At 33.7% G+C, this 20,855-nt stretch carries 16 protein-coding genes and 3 tRNA genes; 6 read left to right on the top strand and 13 right to left on the bottom strand.

Going from position 1 to position 20,855, the window contains the following annotated elements; translation table 11 throughout:
- Nucleotides 1-92: 92 nt before the first annotated feature.
- From FPG59_RS06460 to FPG59_RS06440, 5 genes are all read right to left on the bottom strand, one after another.
- Entirely contained in the window at nucleotides 93-995 is a 903-nt protein-coding gene (locus tag FPG59_RS06460) for an N-acetylmuramoyl-L-alanine amidase (RefSeq protein ID WP_086453805.1), read from the bottom strand.
- A 22-nt stretch (nucleotides 996-1,017) separates the two neighbouring features.
- The gene (locus FPG59_RS06455; protein ID WP_086453804.1) at nucleotides 1,018-1,485 is read right to left on the bottom strand and encodes a hypothetical protein; all 468 of its coding nucleotides are present in this window, start codon (nucleotides 1,483-1,485) and stop codon (nucleotides 1,018-1,020) included.
- A gap of 25 nt (nucleotides 1,486-1,510) precedes the next feature.
- Nucleotides 1,511-2,824, bottom strand: a complete 1,314-nt coding sequence (gene rimO, locus FPG59_RS06450) for a 30S ribosomal protein S12 methylthiotransferase RimO (protein WP_086453803.1) — start codon at nucleotides 2,822-2,824, stop codon at nucleotides 1,511-1,513.
- 269 nt (nucleotides 2,825-3,093) lie between these two features.
- The gene (locus tag FPG59_RS06445; protein ID WP_086453802.1) at nucleotides 3,094-4,668 is read right to left on the bottom strand and encodes an OmpP1/FadL family transporter; all 1,575 of its coding nucleotides are present in this window, start codon (nucleotides 4,666-4,668) and stop codon (nucleotides 3,094-3,096) included.
- 39 nt (nucleotides 4,669-4,707) lie between these two features.
- Nucleotides 4,708-5,745: a hypothetical protein gene (locus FPG59_RS06440; RefSeq protein ID WP_086453801.1), complete on the bottom strand. Its 1,038-nt coding sequence runs from the start codon at nucleotides 5,743-5,745 to the stop codon at nucleotides 4,708-4,710.
- Nucleotides 5,746-5,845: 100 nt separating this feature from the next.
- On the opposite strand from FPG59_RS06440, the gene proS reads away from it, so the two are divergent.
- The 5 genes from proS to rpsT all read left to right on the top strand — a co-directional run bounded on the left by proS (nucleotide 5,846) and on the right by rpsT (nucleotide 7,983).
- Nucleotides 5,846-7,324, top strand: coding sequence for a proline--tRNA ligase (gene proS / locus FPG59_RS06435; protein ID WP_086453800.1), 1,479 nt, complete (start codon nucleotides 5,846-5,848; stop codon nucleotides 7,322-7,324).
- Between the two features lie 78 nt (nucleotides 7,325-7,402).
- Nucleotides 7,403-7,474: transfer RNA gene (locus tag FPG59_RS06430), tRNA-Glu, on the top strand.
- A 40-nt stretch (nucleotides 7,475-7,514) separates the two neighbouring features.
- Nucleotides 7,515-7,586, top strand: a tRNA-Glu gene (locus FPG59_RS06425).
- 39 nt (nucleotides 7,587-7,625) lie between these two features.
- Nucleotides 7,626-7,697 (top strand) — tRNA-Glu (locus tag FPG59_RS06420).
- Nucleotides 7,698-7,731: 34 nt separating this feature from the next.
- Nucleotides 7,732-7,983 carry a 30S ribosomal protein S20 gene (gene rpsT / locus FPG59_RS06415; RefSeq protein ID WP_086453799.1) on the top strand — a complete coding sequence of 84 codons (252 nt, stop codon included), beginning with the start codon at nucleotides 7,732-7,734 and terminating at the stop codon, nucleotides 7,981-7,983.
- A 58-nt stretch (nucleotides 7,984-8,041) separates the two neighbouring features.
- Here the strand turns inward: rpsT and FPG59_RS06410 are convergent, their stop codons facing one another.
- Together FPG59_RS06410 and FPG59_RS06405 are read right to left on the bottom strand one after the other, a co-directional pair.
- On the bottom strand, nucleotides 8,042-8,437 hold the full coding sequence (locus FPG59_RS06410; protein WP_086453798.1) for a response regulator: 396 nt from the start codon (nucleotides 8,435-8,437) through the stop codon (nucleotides 8,042-8,044).
- Nucleotides 8,437-10,149, bottom strand: coding sequence for a PAS domain S-box protein (locus FPG59_RS06405; protein WP_086453797.1), 1,713 nt, complete (start codon nucleotides 10,147-10,149; stop codon nucleotides 8,437-8,439). Before FPG59_RS06405 ends, FPG59_RS06410 begins: the two co-directional genes overlap by 1 nt.
- A gap of 151 nt (nucleotides 10,150-10,300) precedes the next feature.
- On the opposite strand from FPG59_RS06405, the gene typA reads away from it, so the two are divergent.
- The gene (typA, locus tag FPG59_RS06400) at nucleotides 10,301-12,097 is read left to right on the top strand and encodes a translational GTPase TypA (RefSeq protein WP_086453796.1); all 1,797 of its coding nucleotides are present in this window, start codon (nucleotides 10,301-10,303) and stop codon (nucleotides 12,095-12,097) included.
- Between the two features lie 198 nt (nucleotides 12,098-12,295).
- On the opposite strand, the gene FPG59_RS06395 is transcribed toward typA, so the two are convergent.
- The 6 genes from FPG59_RS06395 to FPG59_RS06370 form a co-directional block, all read right to left on the bottom strand.
- Nucleotides 12,296-12,478 carry a hypothetical protein gene (locus FPG59_RS06395; protein WP_086453795.1) on the bottom strand — a complete coding sequence of 61 codons (183 nt, stop codon included), beginning with the start codon at nucleotides 12,476-12,478 and terminating at the stop codon, nucleotides 12,296-12,298.
- An 83-nt stretch (nucleotides 12,479-12,561) separates the two neighbouring features.
- On the bottom strand, nucleotides 12,562-12,918 hold the full coding sequence (locus FPG59_RS06390; RefSeq protein WP_086453794.1) for a hypothetical protein: 357 nt from the start codon (nucleotides 12,916-12,918) through the stop codon (nucleotides 12,562-12,564).
- A gap of 102 nt (nucleotides 12,919-13,020) precedes the next feature.
- Nucleotides 13,021-17,958 carry a T9SS type B sorting domain-containing protein gene (locus FPG59_RS06385; RefSeq protein ID WP_086453793.1) on the bottom strand — a complete coding sequence of 1,646 codons (4,938 nt, stop codon included), beginning with the start codon at nucleotides 17,956-17,958 and terminating at the stop codon, nucleotides 13,021-13,023.
- A gap of 498 nt (nucleotides 17,959-18,456) precedes the next feature.
- Nucleotides 18,457-19,293 (bottom strand): ABC transporter permease, encoded by an 837-nt coding sequence (locus tag FPG59_RS06380; protein ID WP_086453792.1) that lies wholly within the window; start codon nucleotides 19,291-19,293, stop codon nucleotides 18,457-18,459.
- A gap of 74 nt (nucleotides 19,294-19,367) precedes the next feature.
- Nucleotides 19,368-20,261, bottom strand: a complete 894-nt coding sequence (locus FPG59_RS06375; RefSeq protein WP_086453791.1) for an ABC transporter ATP-binding protein — start codon at nucleotides 20,259-20,261, stop codon at nucleotides 19,368-19,370.
- Between the two features lie 65 nt (nucleotides 20,262-20,326).
- On the bottom strand, nucleotides 20,327-20,728 hold the full coding sequence (locus tag FPG59_RS06370) for a response regulator (RefSeq protein WP_086453790.1): 402 nt from the start codon (nucleotides 20,726-20,728) through the stop codon (nucleotides 20,327-20,329).
- Between the last annotated feature and the right edge of the window lie 127 nt (nucleotides 20,729-20,855).

The raw sequence follows: 20,855 nt of genomic DNA, 5'->3' as shown, positions 1-20,855 counted from the left end.
TTTTTTTTTTTTTTTTTTTTTTTTTTTTCTGCCAATATCGTCAAGGTGTTGGCAGTTCTTTTTGGTAAACACAAGAATAAATACTTTGTGTCTTATTGCTTCTTGTAAATAGAGTAAATCGTGTTTTTAGTCAGCTCATCTATAATTCCGTTGACCTCATTTTGCATAAAATGAAGTTTAAAAGCGGTAACGGCTGCTGTTAAATTTTTGGTATCATACCCAATTATTCGCAATCCTAGTTCAGGGTTAAAATCAGCGGGTGCTGTAACTAAAAATTCGTCAGGCCAAACTCCAAAGCCCTTTTCGGCTAAAATTTTCCAAGGAAAAAAAATGCTAGGATCTTTTTTTCGAGTAGGAGCAATGTCTGCATGCCCAATGATGTTTTGAGCAGGGATATTATGATCTTTTTTTAATTTAGTCAATAAAGCTAGTAAACTATTGATTTGCGGTTCTGTAAAAACTTCAGATCCATTATTGTCTAGTTCAATACCTATAGAGCTTGAATTTATATCGGTATTTTTACCCCATGAACCATTTCCTGCATGCCATGCTCTTAAATAATCATTAAGCATTTGAATTACTTTTCCATCTTCACCTACTACATAATGTGCGCTAACCTGTGTTGCTGTTTTTGTAAATGTTTTAATGGTTTGTTGAATAGAGTCTTGCGCGGTATGGTGAATAATGATAAAGTTAGGTTTTCTTAAATTAAAATTAACAGTACCTATCCACTCTGTACTTATGCCATTTTGCAATGGCGTAGGTCCCATTTTAAAAAGGGTGTCTTTGTAAGTTTGTAATTGTTTTGTGTAAAGTGTATCAATATTAAGTGTTACATGAGCAATTACAGGTAAGGTTTGAGGATCTTTATTAGCAATAGTCCCTTCTAGTGTTTTTAGCTTAGAATCGTAAATTTTTTCACTTTTTTTATATGGGTTGGTACCACATGAAACAGCTAGTGCAGCTAAACAAAAGAAGTAAAAAAAGTTTTTCATAATTTGGCTCAATTGTTTTATTTTAAGATTGTTCTTTAGACTTTTTCTTCTCTTTTTTCTTAGGGTTCTTTGCTTCCTCATTTATGAGTATAAATTTTTCTTTTTGGTCTTTATTAAGCAATTCCATAATTTTTCTGTCCGTAGTTTCAGATAAGGCGTTGATGTTTTTTACTTTATCTTCATGACTTACTTCGGCCTTAATAAGCATTCCTTGTGTTCTAATACTTTCTGTTAAAATGTTTGAAATTGCAATGGCTTGTAACTCATCAAGAACTAGTTCAGGTTTTAAACGCTCCATTACCTTGCCTACGGTTACTTCAACAGGAATTTCCTTTGGCTTTTCTGGAGCACGGCTTTGATCCATGGTATTATTAATTCTGCGATTATTACCCATCATACCATTGTTGCCAAAACCATTGTTGTTGAATTGGGCGTGTGTAATTGAAGATGTTAAAACAAAAAAAAGTAGTAACAAAATTGAAATTCTCATAATCGTATTTTTAGAATAAAAGTTTTTAAGCGGGTTCTCCGTAAAGATCAAATTCTGTTGCATCAATAATCTTAATCATGACAAACTCACCTGTTTTTACATAATGTTTAGAGGCGTCAATTAATACTTCGTTGTCTACATCAGGGCTATCAAATTCTGTACGTCCTATAAAATGTGCACCTTCTTTTCTGTCAATAATACAACGGTAAGTTTGTCCAATTTTTTCTTGATTTAAATCCCAAGAAATTTGCGACTGTAATTCCATTATTTCGTTGGCACGATCTTGTTTTACCGTATCTGGCACGTCATCTTCAAGTAAATAGGCGTGTGTGTTTTCCTCATGTGAGTAAGCAAAGCATCCCATTCTGTCAAATTTCATTTCTTGAACAAACTCTTTCAAAATATTAAAATCTTCTTGAGTTTCTCCAGGGTACCCTACAATCAAAGTTGTACGAATCGCTATTCCAGGGACGGCTTCTCTAAAATCTTTTAATAATTTTGTGGTTTTTTGTTGTGTAGTTCCACGACGCATCGATTTTAAAACAGAATCTGCAATGTGTTGCAACGGAATATCAATGTAATTACAAATTTTTGGTTCGCGTTTCATGATTTCAAGAACGTCCATAGGAAAACCTGTTGGGAATGCATAATGCAAACGGATCCATTCTATGCCCTCAACTTTTACCAGGGCTTCAAGCAATTCTCCTAATGCTCTTTTTTTGTACAAGTCTAAACCATAATAGGTAAGGTCTTGCGCTATCAATATCAGCTCTTTAACGCCATCTTTAGCTAAACCTTCCGCTTCTTTTACTAATTTTTCTATAGTTTGCGAGACGTTTTTTCCTCGCATAAGTGGTATTGCACAAAAACTACATGGTCTATCACAACCTTCTGAGATTTTTAAATAAGCGTAGTTTTTAGGTGTTGTTGTCAATCGCTCACCTAATAATTCATGCTTATAATCAGCGCCAAGAGCTTTCAATAGCTGAGGCAGTTCAGTTGTTCCAAAAAACTGATCCACATTAGGGATTTCCTTTTCTAAATCAGGTCTGTAACGTTCAGATAAACATCCGGTTACAAACACTTTGTCTACTAGTCCTCTCTCTTTTTTATCAGCGTATTCCAAAATCATGTTTACTGATTCAGCTTTGGCATTATCAATAAATCCACATGTATTAATGACAATAATATTTCCTTCCTCAGCCTCGGGCGCTTCATGAGTAACCTCTTTTCCATTAGCGCGAAGCTGACCCATAAGGACTTCACTATCATATACATTTTTTGAACACCCAAGGGTGATGACATTTATTTTATTCTTTTTTAAAGACTTCGTTCTCATAGTAGTAGCATCCCGATAATTTGGGAATTTTGCAAAATTACAATTTTTTATTCAAACAGAACTTTTTTCAACCCGTTTTCAAATTATTAGGAGCTATTTAGTGCTGTATGATTCAAACAAAGTTCGCTTAACTCCTGAAAAATGGATGCAAAGTGAAGTAATCTCTTGGAAATAGGGAGGATTTCTCCTGACGCTTCGGGACCATCAGAGCAAAAAAAATCCGTCTTGTTTGCATAACGAGACGGATTTGTAATGTTCGATAATTAAAATTACAATTCAAATAATAATGTTAACGACACATTATTATTGATATTGGCTATTCTGGCTCCATCAATAAGTCCTTGGTTAAAGAAACCTTGTTGGGTATTACGTGTGGCATTGGCGTAAGACAAATCTAATTTTGTAGATCCAAAATTATATCCTAAACCTGCTGAATATCCCGTTAAATCACCCATGATTTCCGTGTTCTTGTAAGGACTTTGTTCGTACCTATAACCAGCTCTTAGACTTAAAGCTTTGATTTTATATTCACCGCCTACACGTACCTCTCCTGTATTGTCAAGAGTATTGCTCATGGCGTTGTTAAGTCCCATAAAAAACGCATCGTTTTTAGGTTTGAATGCTGTAGAGCTAAAGTTTCTCATAGCATAATCAACACTGATTAATCCTTTTTTACCAAATACATACGCTAAACTTACGGTTGTTTTACTAGGAGTTTGTAATTTATACGGTTGGTATACATTTATAACATTTGGATTAACAACATCAGCGGGTAAAGTTTCGGAACTGTTTCTGCTAATGGCTACTACACTTTGTGATAACTCATCAGTTAATCTATACCAAGTAGATGATTCATGTGCTAAACCAAAGCGCAGTTCCTTGGTTACTTTTGCAATTGCACCTATTTGAAATGAAAATCCAGTTCCATAAGTGTTTAAGTCATTGTCAAACTGTATTTGGCTTACTCTAAAATCATTGGTTACAGGAGCATCGTTTCTTTCAGTAAATCTTGTAGATCTAATATAATCTGTAAAATGCGAGTTTAAATTCAACCCAAAATAGAACTTATCTTTATATGAAGTTGCTATGTTAAAAGTTAGTTTTCCGTTATAGCCAGTATTAAAAACAGCGTTTTGATGAAAATAATTGGCTGCTGGTACATTAGATGAAAAAGGTGAATTTGGATTATTTTCATTAACGGCATCAATGATAAAAGCCTGATATCCTAAAAAAGCTTGTTGAGCATCATATCCACTTAATCCCGGAAACTGACTATCAGGAAGATTGTTTCCTAAAAAAGAATATAAATCACTGATTGATTCCCCTTGCTCTGTGTTTACAAATTGTTGTGGGACAGGTGCTCCATTGTTGCCTCTATTGGCATAAAATAAAAAATAATCAGCTACGGTATTGTTTCTATTTGTGCCAGAGGAGAAAAAATCGTTAGTAAAATTATTCGCGTTTTCATAATTAATACCAATGGTGACTTTTGACCAGTTTGGTTTGGCGTTATTTTCAAAAACAAATACCGCACCAGCTTGGTTTAAATCAATTGAGTTGTTCTTAGTGCTATTAGTGGTCCCAAAATAATTTGAATTGTTTTTGTTGCTAAAGTTTGTTAAGGTAAGACCCATTTGATTGTTAGCAAATATAGCAGAACCTGCTGGATTTACATTCAAAGATGATAAATCACCGCCCAGTGCGCCAAAGGCTCCACTCATGGCTCTAAATCTTGCAGTACCATTTAAATTGTCCTGTGAATAGCGCACTGCGTCAGATACTTCTTGTGCTTGCAATGCATTTATTGTAAGTCCTATAGCGAGTAACCAAATATATTTTTTCATACGTTTTTAAATAATGTTTGTAGTTCAAATTTAGGGATATTAACCTCTTCCGCCTCTTCCGCCACCGCCAGATGATCTTCCGCCACCCCCACCGCCATAGCTTCCACTGCTTCTAGAAGATCCAGAATTAGAGCTTGGAGTGTATGATCTTGAGTTTGATTCGCTTCTTGATGGCGTGTAGGTACGAGAATTAGAACTATTTTCTGAACGTGTTGATGATCCTCGACGATTTGAATTGTAAGTTCCGTTGTCTTGAGATTGATTTCTAGAAAAAACAGGGCTAGTTCTACTCATTCTGCTTGAAGAGCCTCTTCCAAAATTTGTTCCGTTAGAATTGTAATAATTACCGTCAGTTCTTCTAGCGCCTACAGTATTACCATTTCTATTATAACCCGATGCCCCTCTGTTTGAGTTTGAAGCATTAGCATAACTAGATCCTCTTCTGCCTGCATTGTAGCTGTAGTTTCTTGGATTGTAATGAGGAGCATATCCCCAATTATTTCCGTACCAATTGTTCCAACCAAAACCGATGTTTCCACCCCAGCCAAAACCAGCATTCCAGCCCCAACCAGGATATCCGCCCCAGCCCCAGCCAGTATTCCATCCCCAATTGTTCCAACCCCAGTTATTCCAGCCAAAGTTATTCCAGCCAAAGCTATTCCATCCCCAACCAGGATTTCCACCCCATCCAAAACCGTTATTCCATCCCCAATTATTAAATCCCCAGCTGTTATCGTAAACATTTATGCTTACACTTTGCGGATTGCTTCCCCAGCCAGCATAATTGGTGTAGGTTTGTATAGAGTCATTGTCAGTGTTATAATTGTCAATATCTGTTAAGATTTCTATAGGCTCATTGTTGTTTTGTAAAGAATTAAAATAACTAGTGTATGGACTTGAAGAAGTTTCGGCTGTTTGCGTACTTCTTTCAGGTCTATTTACTGTGCCTCCGTAAATCCCATCAGAATCATAATAAGAGCTGTTTTGATAAGAGCCACACGAACTAAAAATAATGCTTATGAATCCAAACAAGTAAAGCATCATAGGTTTCTGCAAGGGTAGGGTATAAGTTTTCATATATATGGAGTTTTTATTGTTGCACATTACAAAAATAGTTAGTTTTGCGGAACTATTTATTTAAAATTATTAATGCAATATTTGTGCCAAACTATTCAGTATGAGTAAGAACATAACTACAAGAGCGGAAGATTATTCAAAATGGTATAACGAATTGGTTGTCAAGGCCGATTTAGCCGAAAATTCAGGAGTGAGAGGTTGTATGGTAATTAAGCCATACGGTTATGCAATTTGGGAAAAAATGCAAGCTGAATTGGATAAAATGTTTAAAGAAACGGGGCATCAAAATGCGTATTTCCCGCTTTTTGTTCCCAAAAGTATGTTTGAAGCTGAGGAGAAAAATGCTGAAGGTTTTGCTAAGGAGTGCGCCATTGTTACGCATTACAGATTGAAAAATGATCCAGACAAGCCAGGAAAATTAATGGTTGACCCAAACGCAAAACTAGAAGAGGAGCTTATTGTGCGACCTACTAGTGAAGCTATTATTTGGTCTACCTATAAAGGATGGGTACAATCATATAGAGACTTACCATTATTGATTAATCAGTGGGCTAATGTGGTGCGATGGGAAATGAGAACACGTTTGTTTTTACGTACGGCTGAGTTTTTATGGCAAGAAGGGCATACTGCTCATGCTACAAGAGCCGAGGCGGTTGAAGAATCTGAAAAAATGATGAACGTGTATGCTGATTTTGCAGAACGATTCATGGCTATACCGGTTATTAAAGGCTTGAAAACAGAAACGGAGCGTTTTGCTGGTGCCGAAGAAACATATTGTATAGAAGCCCTAATGCAAGATGGTAAAGCTTTACAAGCAGGGACATCTCACTTTTTAGGTCAAAACTTTGCAAAAGCTTTTGATGTGAAATTTGCAAATGCAGAGGGTAAGCAAGAATACGTTTGGGGAACTTCTTGGGGAGTATCAACACGATTAATGGGTGCGCTTGTAATGACGCATTCTGATGATCAAGGTCTAGTTTTGCCTCCAAGCTTAGCGCCAATACAAGTTGTTATTGTACCTATATATAAGTCAGATGAACAGTTAGCAGCAATATCTGCAGAGGTAAATGTACTTATTGCAAGCTTGCGTAAATTGAACGTTTCTGTAAAATTTGATGATAGAACGACTCAAAAACCAGGATTTAAGTTTGCAGAATGGGAGTTGAAAGGAGTTCCTGTTCGAATTGCGGTTGGACCTAAAGATCTAGAAAACGGTACTTTTGAAATAGCTCGAAGAGATACATTATCAAAGGAAGTGGTCGCTAAAGAAGGAATAGAAAATTATATTACTTCATTACTAGAGCAAATACAAAATGATTTGTTTGCAAAAGCACTAGAGTATAGAGATACGCACGTTACCGAGGTAAATAGTTTTGAGGAGTTTAAAGAAATTTTAGAAAATAAAGGAGGTTTTGTCTCAGCACATTGGGATGGTACAGCAGAAACTGAGGAAAAAATCAAAGACCTTACAAAAGCTACTATTAGATGTGTTCCTTTGAATAGAGTAGAAGAGACTGGAAATTGCGTTTTTACAGGCGCTCCATCAGCAGGACGCGTACTGTTTGCAAAGGCCTATTAAAAAAAGTAAAAAAAAAATGTACAAGCTATTGCTCGTTTCGAAAATAGTTGTATTTTTGCATCCGCATTAGAGAAGCAAGGCCCGTTCGTCTATCGGTTAGGACGCATGGTTTTCATCCATGTAAGAGCGGTTCGATTCCGCTACGGGCTACTACTTTTTTTTGCGTTTCCTAAAGTAATAAGGGAAAAATGGCCCGTTCGTCTATCGGTTAGGACGCATGGTTTTCATCCATGTAAGAGCGGTTCGATTCCGCTACGGGCTACAATTCAATTCACATATTGATAAAAACTTAGGAGAATATGGTCCGTTCGTCTAGGGGTTAGGACGCCAAGATTTCGTCTTGGTAACAGGGGTTCGATTCCCTTACGGACTACAAACAAATTAGTAAAAGATAAAAAAGCAATATAATGGCAAATCATAAATCAGCTCTAAAAAGAATTAGAAGTAACGAAAAGAAAAGAGTGTTAAACAGATACCAACACAAAACTACTCGTAATGCTATCAAAGCATTAAGATTAGCTACTGATAAATCTGAAGCATCTGCAAAATTATCTAATGTTATCTCAATGATTGATAAATTGGCTAAGAAAAATATCATACACAATAACAAAGCATCAAACTTAAAATCTAAGTTAACTAAGCTTGTTGCTAAATTGTAATATTTAGATATAATAAAATATTTTAAAAAGAAGTTCTCGATTTTTCGGGAACTTTTTTTTATACAACTATTTCTTTTAAATACTCTAACATTGATTTGCTAATAGGTTTTGGTAAAAAAGCAATAACCATAGGGTAGGTTTGAGATTTCTTTAAATCGTTAGGATCTATTGTAGAGGATAAGACTACAATTTTTGTAGTATGAAAATCTTTGTATTTAGGGGTTTTAAATGCATCTAAAAACTCCCAACCTCCCATTACAGGCATATTTAGGTCTAGGAATATTAAATCTGGTTTTGATGCGGGAGAATCTAGTAATGTGTTGAAATAATGAAGTGTTTCCTCTCCATTAGTAGATGTGATAATTTCATTGCAAAACGAAAACCTCTCAACTACTTTTTTGCAAAGCAAGAGAGTTATTGGGTCGTCATCTACACATAAAACTTTATTTAGCATCACTTTAAATTCTTAAATGTTAATTTTAGTGTAGTCCCTTTGTTAATTTCGCTTTCAATTTCTATGGTGCCTCCCATGATTTCCACTTGCGATTTAACCAAATACAAGCCAAGTCCTTTGCTATCCGGTTTTAAGTGAAACCGCTGGTAGAGACCAAAAATTTTATCTTTATTTCGAATTAAATCTATTCCAATGCCGTTGTCTTGAATGTGAATTACAGTTGTATTGTTTACTTTTTGTGATGCAATACGAATTTTTAAGTCTCTTGTTTCGGATTTGTATTTAATAGCATTAGAGACCAGATTTACAAAAATACTTTCTAAATAAGGTTTGTGCGAGTAGAGTGTAGGAGTTTTAAAATCCAATTCAATTACTGGATGGTGTGTTGTTATGAGGGTGTCTAACTGTATAAAAACGTTTTGAAATAAATCATTTAAGACGATTTTTTCTTTTAAAATAGCTGGTTTGTCTTTAATCGTAATTACTTTTACCAAGTCGTTAACAGTGTTGTTTAATAGTAATGTAGACTGGTTAAATCCATTTAGGATTTCTTGTAATTCAGCATCGTGAATAGGGATTTCTTCTAGTAATTGTAATAATCCTGTGAGATTTGATAACGGAGCTCTTAAATTGTGAGATGTGATGTAAGAGAACTGTTTTAAATCGGTATTGTTTTGAGTTAGTTCTCTTATGAGTTGTTCTTTTTCTTTTTCCTGTCTTTTTTCTTCGCTAATATCTCTTAAGATGGAGATCCAATGGGATAGTTCTTTCTCGGTGTTAAAAATAGGTACCATTGATAATCGCACCCAGTATTCTTTTTTAGTTTTTGAGGATAAAATGGTTTCAATTTGGCATTCCTTTTTTAAATCAATAGCTTTGAATAATTTACTTAAAGCGTTGTCATCAGAATTGGGACTTTTAAATAAATCGGGAGATTTGCCTGTTATTTCATCAGAGGTGTATCCAGACATGATAGTAAATGCGGGGTTTACATATATTATATTTGGAATCTTTGATCTGGTTGATTTCGGTTCTGTAATAATAATAGCATCTTTTGATTGAATAATTACAGTTTCTAGAAGTTTTAGTCTGTTTTCTTCCTCTTTTTGTTTGGTAATGTCTTGAATTGCGCCAATCATTCTAATGGCTTTTCCGTTTTTATCTTTTAATAAAAAAGCTCTGTCTAGCACGTATTTATAGGTGTTGTCAGCACATTTAAAACGGTATTGATCTTGCCATTTTTCTGTTTTTTGTTCGATAAAAGAGTATAAGCGTACTGACATTTTGATGCTGTCCTCTGGATGAATTTTGTCAAACCACCAGTTTGAGTTTACAGCTACTTCATTTTGAGAATAACCAAAAACACTTTCAATTCCTTTGTTCCATGAAAAATGATCTTCGTCTAGTTTCCAGTCCCAAATGGTGTCACTTGTTGCTTTTGCAACTATATCATATTTGTCATTAGATTCTCGTATTGCATCGTTACTTTTTTTAAGCCTATTAAAATTCTTACTTATGATGGCGTCATTTTTTGATAAAATTAATTTTAATAGAATGCTTGTCAAGATAACAAAAATGATGTCCTTAAAAAAGCTGTAAACAGACATACTTTGGTCTGCAACAAAGTGTTGGGAGAATTGGTGTCCTATTACAACAAAAGTCAGTGTTGTAAGAGTGTATATTAGGATTAATTTATTGGTATTGCTTTTCATTACTCAAATATAATTAAATAAATGTTTTAAAATAGGGCAGTCGAAAAAACTTATTTTTTAAGTTGCTAATCCATTAAGGATATGTAAACTATTGTATAAATATTTTTTATATCAAAATAAAGTGTACCTTTGCAGCCATTAAAAATCACAGATGGAATCTATTAGAAACATTGCAATTATTGCCCACGTCGATCACGGTAAAACTACATTGGTAGACAAAATTATGTATCACTGTCAATTATTTCGTGACAACGAAAATACAGGTGATTTAATTCTTGATAATAACGACTTAGAGCGTGAAAGAGGTATTACTATTACTTCTAAAAACGTATCAGTTCAATATAAAGGAACTAAAATCAATATTATTGATACTCCTGGTCACGCCGATTTTGGTGGTGAAGTTGAACGTGTATTGAACATGGCCGATGGTGTATGTTTACTAGTTGATGCTTTTGAAGGTCCAATGCCTCAAACGCGTTTTGTATTACAAAAAGCGATTGACTTAGGTCTTAAACCTTGTGTAGTTATCAATAAAGTTGATAAAGAAAACTGTACTCCTGAGGAAGTACATGAAAAAGTTTTTGACTTAATGTTTGAATTAGGTGCTCAAGAATGGCAGTTGGATTTCCCAACAGTTTACGGTTCAGCTAAAAATAACTGGATGTCTGACCACTGGGAAAACGTAACTGATAATGTGGAAGCATTATTAGATATGGTTGTTGCTAATGTACCTGCTCCTAAAGTTTCTGAAGGAACGCCACAAATGTTGATTACATCTCTTGATTTCTCAGCTTTTACAGGTCGTATCGCTATTGGTCGTCTTGAAAGAGGTGTTTTAAAAGAAGGTATGCCAATCTCATTAGTAAAAAGAGATGGTACTGTATCTAAATCTCGTATCAAAGAGTTGCATACTTTTGAAGGACTTGGTCGTAAAAAAGTAGAACAAGTTATAGCTGGAGATATATGCGCCATTATTGGTGTTGAAGGTTTTGAAATTGGTGATACTATCGCTGATCATGAAAACCCAGAAGGTTTAAAAACAATTGATATTGATGAGCCTACAATGAGTATGTTGTTTACAATTAATGACTCTCCTTTCTTTGGTAAAGAGGGTAAATTTGTAACATCAAGACACATTAGAGAGCGTTTGACAAAAGAATTAGAGAAAAACTTAGCTATGAAGTTAGGTGAAACTGATTCTGCTGATAAATTCATGGTTTTTGGTCGTGGAGTACTTCACTTATCTGTTCTTATTGAAACAATGAGAAGAGAAGGATATGAATTACAAATTGGTCAACCACAAGTTATTATCAAAGAAATTGATGGTAAAAAATGTGAACCAATTGAGGAATTAACTATTGATTTACCAGAAAATCTATCAGGTAGAGCAGTTGAGTTCGTAACTATGCGTAAAGGTGAAATGCTAAGTATGGAAACAAAAGGGGAGCGTATGATTGTAAAATTCAATATTCCATCTCGTGGAATCATTGGTTTGCGTAATCAATTGCTAACTGCAACTGCTGGTGAGGCTATTATGTCACACCGTTTTATTGGATATGAGCCTTTCAAAGGAGAAATTGCTGGACGTAACAAAGGTTCATTAATCTCTATGGAAAAAGGTAAAGCAATTCCTTACTCTATCGATAAATTACAAGATCGTGGTAAGTTTTTCGTAGAGCCAAATGCTGAAATTTACGAAGGTCAGGTAATTGGTGAAAACTCTCGTGGAGACGATATGTGTGTAAACGTAACGAAAGAGAAAAAACAATCTAACGTACGTTCATCTGGAAATGATGACAAAGCTAGAATCATCCCTCCAATTATTTTCTCATTAGAGGAAGCTTTAGAATACATTCAAAAAGATGAATATGTAGAGGTTACACCAAAATCTATTCGTTTAAGAAAAATATATTTAACAGAAACAGATAGAAAAAGATTTAAAATCTAATTTATTTGAATTGTATTTAAAACCATCAGCGTAAGTTGATGGTTTTTTTTTTGAACCTAATCCTGCTGTACACTATATCTTTTATACCACCCCAAAAAAGGGGTGTTATAAAAGGATGCCGTTCCCATCAGGGGTAAGAGAAAATATACTTTTATGAAGATAAGTACTGATAAGGAACTTGAATTGTCTTTGAAAATCTTACTCTTTTTTATTTTGCCACTCGGTTTGTTTTGAGTTTTTATGGAGTATGCTTTCATTTTCATGGAATCCCATTGCAAATCCTAGCATTATTGCAGTAAGTATTACAATTATTTTCTTTTTGATTCCAGTAATTATTCTTTTACAAGTAGTTAGACTATTTGTATTTATAAGTTTACGCATTTTTATTTCGTTTAATTAAACACCTTTTTATTTTCTTAAATCACAAAAAAGATTTAAAAATAAATTTCAAACTAAGTTTGGAATTAAAGGGTATAATTAGTGAAACCAAATAATGCTTTTAGAAATAGTTTTTGATATAGAACAGGTTGTAATGTTTGAAACAATGCACGCTGTATTTTAAATTTTGTAAAACATAAAACATCAGCTGGATTAATATATTTGGGATTAATATCCAGGCTAATTTTAAAGCTTGATTTTACATCATGAATGGTGTCAAAAAGAAATTTTGTTCCTTTTAGATTTTCTGCTTCAGTACTTTTAGTGAGATTAAAGTCTTGATAATAGGAAGTAGAGCTGATTTCAGAATTAGGGAAACACTCACTCGTCATTGATCCTAAAATCAATATAAACATTGCGAGATATTTTATATAATTCTTCATATTTATTTTTTATAACACCTTTTAAAGTAATAGACCGTCTTTATATAAACTGTTCTATTACTTTAAATGGTGAATAACTTGTAGTTTAAAGCGTTTTAAGCATTATCTTTTTAAACTGAAATGACCTTTCATTTCTCGTCCGTCATCAAGTTTTACAGTATACCAGTAGTCATCTGCTGGCATGGGTTGACCTGTAAACGTTCCGTCCCATCCTTGGCTTGATGCCGTTATTTGTTTTATTAATTTCCCAAATCTATTAAAAATATATATAATTGAATTTCTATTAAAGACATTATTTACTCCTTTTATATTCCAGTAATCATTAATGTTGTCCCCATTTGGTGTGAAAAACTTAGGAGCTCCAGTTACTGCAATTGTTTTGCTTACGGTACCGCAACCATTTTTATCGTTAATGTACACTTCATGAATTCCTGAAGGAACATTATCAAAAAAGTTAGAATCTTGAAAAGGACCGTTAGGTAAGTCTAAACTGTATTCATAATCACCCTTTCCATTAGCATCAACCGTTACCGTATTATTTTCGGCTAGATCTACTATATCTACACTTGCTATCGTAGCAATATCCGAAGCGGTTACTTTTATAGTTCTTGTTCTTTCACATCCTAATAATGTTGCCACTTCTACACTATAGTCACCTTCTGTATTTACGTCAAGAGTTGGACCAGTTTCGTTAGTAATTATATTGGAATCTTTGTACCAAGTATAGCTATAATCAGCAGGATTAGTCCCATTGGGTAAACCAGCATTTAGTTGAACAAAGAATGTTGGTAAATTAGAACATACTAATTCGTTATCTCCTCCATTGGTGTTTAATTGAATTGGAGGCAATGGATTAACTATAAACGGAATCGTTAAGATTGCTTTACAAGTTGGATTGATTGTATTTTCCACTTCAACTGTTATGTTTTGAGTAAGCGTTACAAATGGATTAGGAAGCGGACTTGTTAAAGGATTTCCATCTTTATCAAAATAATTTACCTTCATGCCTGTTTGACCACCTAAAATGCTATTTTGAAAGGTACTAGTGTCAAATGAATATTGTCCGTCTTGTAAAAGAGGATCAACTTCGTCATCACATACTGTAGTCAAATTTGTAGGTATAGAGAACGCCTCTGGTAAATCATCAACAATAAATGCAATGGTAACTTCTTCACTACAAGCCAGTGTTGAATTATTTGTAACTACAGCTTTTATATTTTGAGTTGTAGTGGAGAATGAAGCAGGAAAAGGACTTGAAAGGGCATTGTTGTTTTGGTCAAAGTAGGTAACGTTTACATTAGTTTGTCCATTGAGTACTGTTGCATGTAATGTAGACGTGTCAAAAGTAAAAATACCATCCTGATTGTCATCACATTGTCTTGCAATCGTCACTGGATTTGCAAACGGAATTTGTTCAACAACCAGCTTTACAAAAGGTCCTAGGCCAAAACAAGCATTTGTAACATCACTATCTACGCGACCCCAAATATCTTGTGTTCCCGGATAACCAATGTTTCTATAGTTTGTAATATCAGATATTTTATTGGTTTCGGCTAGCGCATCTGCTTGGTTTCTATAAAAAGATACCGTGTAATTTCCTGCTGGTAGTAATGTTTTTATAGCCGTTTCTGTTGCACTGAAATCAAAGGTACTTATGCCATCTCTTTTATTGTTATTAGCGTTGTCAAGTCCATTTAGATCTCTTAAATCATCACAGGCTGTATACACATTATTAAAAGTTGATGGAATTTGTGTTGCTGACACTTCTAATCTAAGCGTTGCAACCCTAAAGCAGCCATTTGCATTACTTACTCTTGACCAAACATTCATTGTCACCGGTGTCGTATTAGTAAATGCCGTTGGGTTTGTAATCAGGGTTGTGTTATCAGCTGTTCTAGCTCCATTTAAAGTTGTATAATAGGTAAAGGTTTCTGCACTTGCATTACTTGATATTTCATTATTTTTAACCGTAAGATTAAAAGTAGTGATTGCATCTAAATCGTTGTCACACTGAACAATGGTTACATTGTTAATGGTAGGTAAGTCATATACTGTCAAGTTAGTTTTATCTGAAATTAAACCACATGAATTTCCTATTTTGTTTAAAATCACTCTGTACTGATAGCCGTTCATTGATTTTGTTACACTTGAAATAAGAAGTGTTTTTGTAGCTGTGCCCGAGTATGTGGAATTATTTGTTACTGTATTCCAATTAATACCATCAGTAGATAGTTCCCATTGATAGGTGTTACCTCCATTATCATCGAGTGTTACCGTGGCATTTTGTAATTCACATGTAGGTAAAACATTAGGTTGCGTTGTAATTACTATTGGTGCGGCTGTTGAATAATTACTATTTGGGGTTGTATAACCTACAGCACTTGTTACTTTACCTTTAGAATCAACTGTGACAGGATTATTTCCAAGAATACCGTCAGTATTTGGATCTAAAAAACCTGCTTCAACAACATCAAAACATAAATCTCCATCACTATCTATGTCTCTGTAGTTTTTTATTCCATCAGCATCAAGGTCATTTCCTGTTTCTACACTATCTTGAATTCCGTCATTATCACTGTCTAAATCTAGATAATCAGGTATGCTGTCAGAATCTGAATCTTGAGGTGTAAATCCTGGTTCAAAAGCATTGTCAAGACCGTTTTTATTGGCATCAATATTAGATAGAATTTGTAATGCATTGACTTGTGCTTCTATGGTATCAAAAATTCCATCAGCATCACTATCTAAATCTTCCTGATCAGGAAATCCGTCTCCGTCATAATCTCTCGGAATACAAACGGCTTCAAATTTGAAAGTTCCTTTATTTAAATCGGTATCGGAAAGATTTTTATGTTTAATGCTTAAAGAACTTGTTAAGTAGGATACAAATTTAAAAGTACCTGTACCTGCAGCTAAAGGAACAGCACTATTTAACCTAAATCGAATTTCGAAGGAGGTGAATTGGGTAACCCCACTTTCATAAATACCATCATAATTAGTATCAATTACAAGTTGATCATTAGGGTTTAATACCGTTATAGTTTTGTTTACATCAGAATTGATGATGTATTCCGCATCGGCGTTAAGTAAATCACTACTATTTGCAGTATTTACATAACTCATTTGTACGGTGATAGGTTTAGTAAAATTCATTTGGTATGCCACGAAATTCTCTTTACCCGCTGCAACATCGGTAGTAAAAACGCCATCATTATTACCGGTAAAAGGTGTGGGACGTGCTGTAGCAGATGTTGATACTGTTCCAGTAAAAGAGTTAGAGTAGGTGTCTTGGGTTATTACTCCAGCAGCTGTATTAGAAATGTCAATGCCTTTATTACCAAACGATTCGGTGCAATTGGGGATGCCGTCATTATCATTGTCAATATCAATATTGTCATTTACATCATCATTGTCTATGTCAGTTTCACAAGTGCTTACAGGTATTAAATCAGAAAAAACAGGCGGAGTTATACAACCCGTGATAGTTCCTTTTACTTGGTAATAACCAGGTTGTGTTGGGGTATATGAGTTGCTATTAGAATTTGGAATTGACACATTATTATAAAACCATTCAAATGAATCATAGGATGAAATAGAACTTACTTTTAATACCACATTTGGTATACAATTTGAGGTTGCAACAGATAATACATCACTTACAACTTCAGGTTTTGTATCAAATCCAGAATAATATCCGCCATAAGTAGCGGCACTATTTGATCCAAAATAAGACACATATACTTGCTTAGTTGAAAATACACTGATGTTTCCGGATAAGCCGCTTAATGTATAGGTTTCAAAGGCAGGGTTACCAATAACATCCTTGGGCGCAATTCCTATAGGCTGTTTGGTTCCATTAATTTCTACTTCTACAGTAGCTCCTTTTTCGGTGACTATATTTAGTCCACTATTTGATAAAAATGTTCGGCTACCTATTTGTTCTATTTGTGGAATATTATCGACAACATTAGGTGTTGAGCAATTTAATGGCGGTACAAAAAACATTTCTTGATTAGCTTGGCTTGAACTACCTACACTTTGATAAGCAAAAACATTTTTTGATGTTTTCACATACATGCTGCCATTTGCTGAAAATTGAGAACCATTTAAAATATAATATTGACCTGCATTTAATGGTGTTGGATTTACAGGAGTTGTGCTTCCGTTTATATAAATATTGGTGTTGTTTTCATGTATTACAAGTAAAGGACGTTCTGTGATGTCTAGTCCTACACCTCGAACAAATATGTATTCGTTACCAACTTTTGTAGCAGGGACAATTTGGTCAAAACCTAAATCTAAATTTCCATTAAAATCTCCATTGGTACCGCCATAAGAGCCGCAATTTACGGCAATGGGCTTTTTAGATTCGACCAATACACCTATCAATCCATCTTTATTTGCAGTGCTAACATCTTCGGTAGCTATTACATAACTTTGTCCTCTGTTTAGTGTAACACTAATAGGATTACTTCCCGCTGCTTCATTCCCCATAAGTGTAACACCAGCTTTTATATCACTAAACTTAACAACGGTATTATTTTCTGTAGCCAAAACAGATATGAAAGTATATCTAAAATTTCCATTTCCTGTAGTTGCAGTATTTACATAAGCGCCTACTCTAAATTCAAAACCAATAGCTGAGATACCTTTTGATACTAAAGACCCTGCTTGATTGTAATTTCCAGCAAGAACCCTTGCAGCTACATAAATTAAATTTTCTGCTTCAATAATATATCCTTTATTTGCTAAAGGAACGTTTAAAAGGCTAGGGTCAACATGCAACTGTGTATTTGTTCCAAAGCCAACATTATAAATATAAGGAGTGTTTTTTGATACTTGAACTGTAGTTATACCTACGCCTAGAGCATTTATCTTCACTTTTACTGGAGTTACACTTGGAGTTGAGAGATACAAGTATTGATCTTGAGCCGAAACTTGGTCGGAGCCAGATAATGGTGGTATGTAGTGCGTTTTACTAAATTGTGCAAAACAACTAATTGAAAGTAGAATCGTTAGTAGTAGTAAAGTTTTTTTCATGCGCTAAAAATAGGAAAATTTAAATTATCTTTCTAAAGTAAATTGATCTTTTGATGTTCGGCTTTCAAATAATTAGAGTTGATCAAATAAATTTTGTATAGGGAAAAATCAAACTCGAATGGTAGGTTTGCAATTAAAATATAAGTAGCAGATATCCTTTAGATATATATTGTGAATTTAATATAAATTGAGGTCATCTTTTTTTAAACAAAAAATACTAAAGCATTCATACTATTACAAGTAATAGATAAGATTACTTCATATGTTAGAAAAATACTTGTAAATTACTCAAAATAAGAATGTTTTTTTCGCAAAACCGAAAAAGTATATGCTCTCGTTAAAGCTATTTTAGAAGTATATTACCAAAATTATCTGTACTAGTTGTGATGCTCTAGAGTATACATGTAAATATTCACATCTTGAGAACATTTTTGAAAATAATCAAAAAAAAAGTAAATCAATACTGAATTTAAACCATTCGTCTTAAACTTATATTTTCTATAAATCCCTATTTTTTAAAATTTTATAAGAAAAATATATAAATATAACGGTCCAGCACAATACAATTGCAATTGAAAAAAGGGAAACTCCATAGTCCTTACTATTCTCTAAACCAATTTGAGAACCAATATTTTTTACAACTGATAAACGTGAAAAAGGCTCAATGATAAGATTTGACATGGATTGTAGTGGTAAAAACTGTGTAATACTAGCTGCAGTAGTTCCCTCTGGAAAAACTTTGAAAGTTAAAATTCCACTTATAATTCCTTCAATAATATTCCAAACCAACAAGAAACCTAAAGCAAATGCAGATCTCTTGATCAAAATTCCAAGAAATAAACAGAAAGAGAAAAAGCCAATTAGTTTTACAAAATAAGCCAATAGATAGTCTAAATCTGCAAAAACAATATCAATTTCAGTAAAGGATGAAAAACTATATCCAAGTATTAAGGTCAAAATAAAAAGGAACACCGTTGATACCGTAGCAAAAAGAAATACTGTCAAAAATTTTGATTGAATGAATTCTTTTTTGCTCATTCCGTCAATCAAGTTTTGTTTTAAGGTACCATAACTGTACTCATTGGCCATCATTGAAACAATTACAATTGCTAAAAAGAATTTCAAAATGGATGCAATGTAGGTATTGAAGTGCCATATGTATGGGAAATTGAAAATGCCCATTTCGGCCAAATGAAATTTGAATGGACCTAAATCAAACTTGATTGATGCTATTAATGCAATGAACGTAAGTAAAATGAAGTAGGCTAGTGTTAAAACCCGACTCGCTCTATTTTTCCAGATTTTTTGTAACTCTATCGTAAGAAGTCTTTTCATAAGGTATAATATTTTCTTTGGCTAATTAGCCAAAATTTTAAAAGGTTGTGTTTAGTAAGTAAAATGAAATAGACTTATTTATTTGTCAGTTCTAAGAACTGCTCTTCAAGACTATTTCTTCGTTTTACAAGATGATTCAGGATAATATTTTTACTAAATAAAAATTGATTGAGGTCTTTTGCTTCGAGTTCTTTTCGTAGATAAATAATTACTTTATCATTTGTTTTTACTACGTTTTTTACTGCTGGATGCGTTGCTACAACATCAACAAGTTGTTGCAAGTTATCAGCTTGCAATTCAAAGAAACCTTCATTAGAGGACATTCCATCAACAAGTCCGGTGTATAATATTTTTCCTTTTTGTAATACTAAAACATGCGTACACACTTTTTCAACTTCGTCTAGTAAATGAGAAGCAAGGAGTATTGTAGTTCCTTGTGCAGCAATGATTTTAATAATATCTCTAATTTGATGTATTCCTTGTGGGTCTAATCCGTTTGTAGGTTCATCAAGTATTAAAATTTCAGGATCGTTTAATAATGCTGATGCTATAGCCAAACGCTGTTTCATACCAAGTGAAAAGGTTCTAAACTTACTGTTTTGTCTATCTGTTAAGCCTACTAATTCTAGTTTTTCACTTACTTTGGCATAATTAATACCTTTTATTTGACACACTAGCTCCAGATTCTCCTTGGCAGTCATGTATGGATAAAAATTAGGTCTTTCAATTATAGCACCTACTTTTTTTAGTGCATCGTGAGTTTGTATCGTACCGCCGAACCAGCTGTAAGAGCCAGAAGTTTTGTTAACAACATTAAGTACAATTCCTAACGTTGTTGATTTTCCGCTACCATTAGGTCCTAGAATTCCGTAAACGTTACCTTTTTGAATGTCAAATGATACATCTTTCAAGGCTTGTACTGCGCCGTAACGCTTATTAAGATTTTGTATGGTTAAAATGGTTTCCAAGTGTCAAGTTTTTTTGGTTTAACTATATGACGTTTGAGAAAAGATTTTGTTACTACTTTTTAGGTTTACTTTGAAATAGCTATAAAATGTTTTATTGCTTCTAGTTTTTCAATACTTATAGGTTTTTCTATATAATTTTTAACACTAGCGTATTTTTTTGCTTTTTCAATATCGGAAAATTCAATAGAGGAAGTCATTATGAAAACAAAAATATCTTTTTGTATGTTTAATTGTTTTAGTGCGTCTAGAAATTCCCATCCGTTCATTAACGGCATATTGATATCTAGTAATATACAATCAGGAAGATCATGATGGTTTGTGGCATTTTTTTGTAATAATTCAAGAGCAATTTTAGCATTCGAAAAGGATTGTAATGAACTGCTAAAACTTATCCGGTTAGCAAGCATTGTGGTCAGCCGGAGTGTTAAAGAGTCATCATCAATAAGGTAAGTTAATTCATTGTTCATAACTTTATCAGTTTAAATTTAGACCCTAAGCATTTGGTTGATTGAAAATTAAGATGGCAAAAAATAGACTCAAATTTTTATTTTGGTGATACATTTCTAAAAGCATATTTAATTTAACTCTAGCACC

This window comes from Flavobacterium sp. FPG59 (assembly GCF_002150205.1).
In the GTDB taxonomy this organism is placed as follows: Bacteria; Bacteroidota; Bacteroidia; order Flavobacteriales; family Flavobacteriaceae; genus Flavobacterium.
Note: the sequence above shows the minus strand (reverse complement) of the source record. Positions and strands in the feature narration are given on the sequence as shown.

What these genes read in the sequence shown, in the direction of transcription:
- FPG59_RS06445 (WP_086453802.1), bottom strand. Translation starts at nt 4,668, where the DNA reads ATGAAAAAATATATTTGGTTACTCGCTATAGGACTTACAATAAATGCA.
- FPG59_RS06460 (WP_086453805.1), bottom strand. Translation starts at nt 995, where the DNA reads ATGAAAAACTTTTTTTACTTCTTTTGTTTAGCTGCACTAGCTGTTTCA.
- rpsT (WP_086453799.1), top strand. Translation starts at nt 7,732, where the DNA reads ATGGCAAATCATAAATCAGCTCTAAAAAGAATTAGAAGTAACGAAAAG.
- FPG59_RS06380 (WP_086453792.1), bottom strand. Translation starts at nt 19,293, where the DNA reads ATGAAAAGACTTCTTACGATAGAGTTACAAAAAATCTGGAAAAATAGA.
- FPG59_RS06455 (WP_086453804.1), bottom strand. Translation starts at nt 1,485, where the DNA reads ATGAGAATTTCAATTTTGTTACTACTTTTTTTTGTTTTAACATCTTCA.
- FPG59_RS06395 (WP_086453795.1), bottom strand. Translation starts at nt 12,478, where the DNA reads ATGCGTAAACTTATAAATACAAATAGTCTAACTACTTGTAAAAGAATA.
- FPG59_RS06385 (WP_086453793.1), bottom strand. Translation starts at nt 17,958, where the DNA reads ATGAAAAAAACTTTACTACTACTAACGATTCTACTTTCAATTAGTTGT.
- FPG59_RS06440 (WP_086453801.1), bottom strand. Translation starts at nt 5,745, where the DNA reads ATGAAAACTTATACCCTACCCTTGCAGAAACCTATGATGCTTTACTTG.
- typA (WP_086453796.1), top strand. Translation starts at nt 10,301, where the DNA reads ATGGAATCTATTAGAAACATTGCAATTATTGCCCACGTCGATCACGGT.
- FPG59_RS06390 (WP_086453794.1), bottom strand. Translation starts at nt 12,918, where the DNA reads ATGAAGAATTATATAAAATATCTCGCAATGTTTATATTGATTTTAGGA.
- proS (WP_086453800.1), top strand. Translation starts at nt 5,846, where the DNA reads ATGAGTAAGAACATAACTACAAGAGCGGAAGATTATTCAAAATGGTAT.
- FPG59_RS06405 (WP_086453797.1), bottom strand. Translation starts at nt 10,149, where the DNA reads ATGAAAAGCAATACCAATAAATTAATCCTAATATACACTCTTACAACA.
- rimO (WP_086453803.1), bottom strand. Translation starts at nt 2,824, where the DNA reads ATGAGAACGAAGTCTTTAAAAAAGAATAAAATAAATGTCATCACCCTT.
- FPG59_RS06410 (WP_086453798.1), bottom strand. Translation starts at nt 8,437, where the DNA reads ATGCTAAATAAAGTTTTATGTGTAGATGACGACCCAATAACTCTCTTG.
- FPG59_RS06370 (WP_086453790.1), bottom strand. Translation starts at nt 20,728, where the DNA reads ATGAACAATGAATTAACTTACCTTATTGATGATGACTCTTTAACACTC.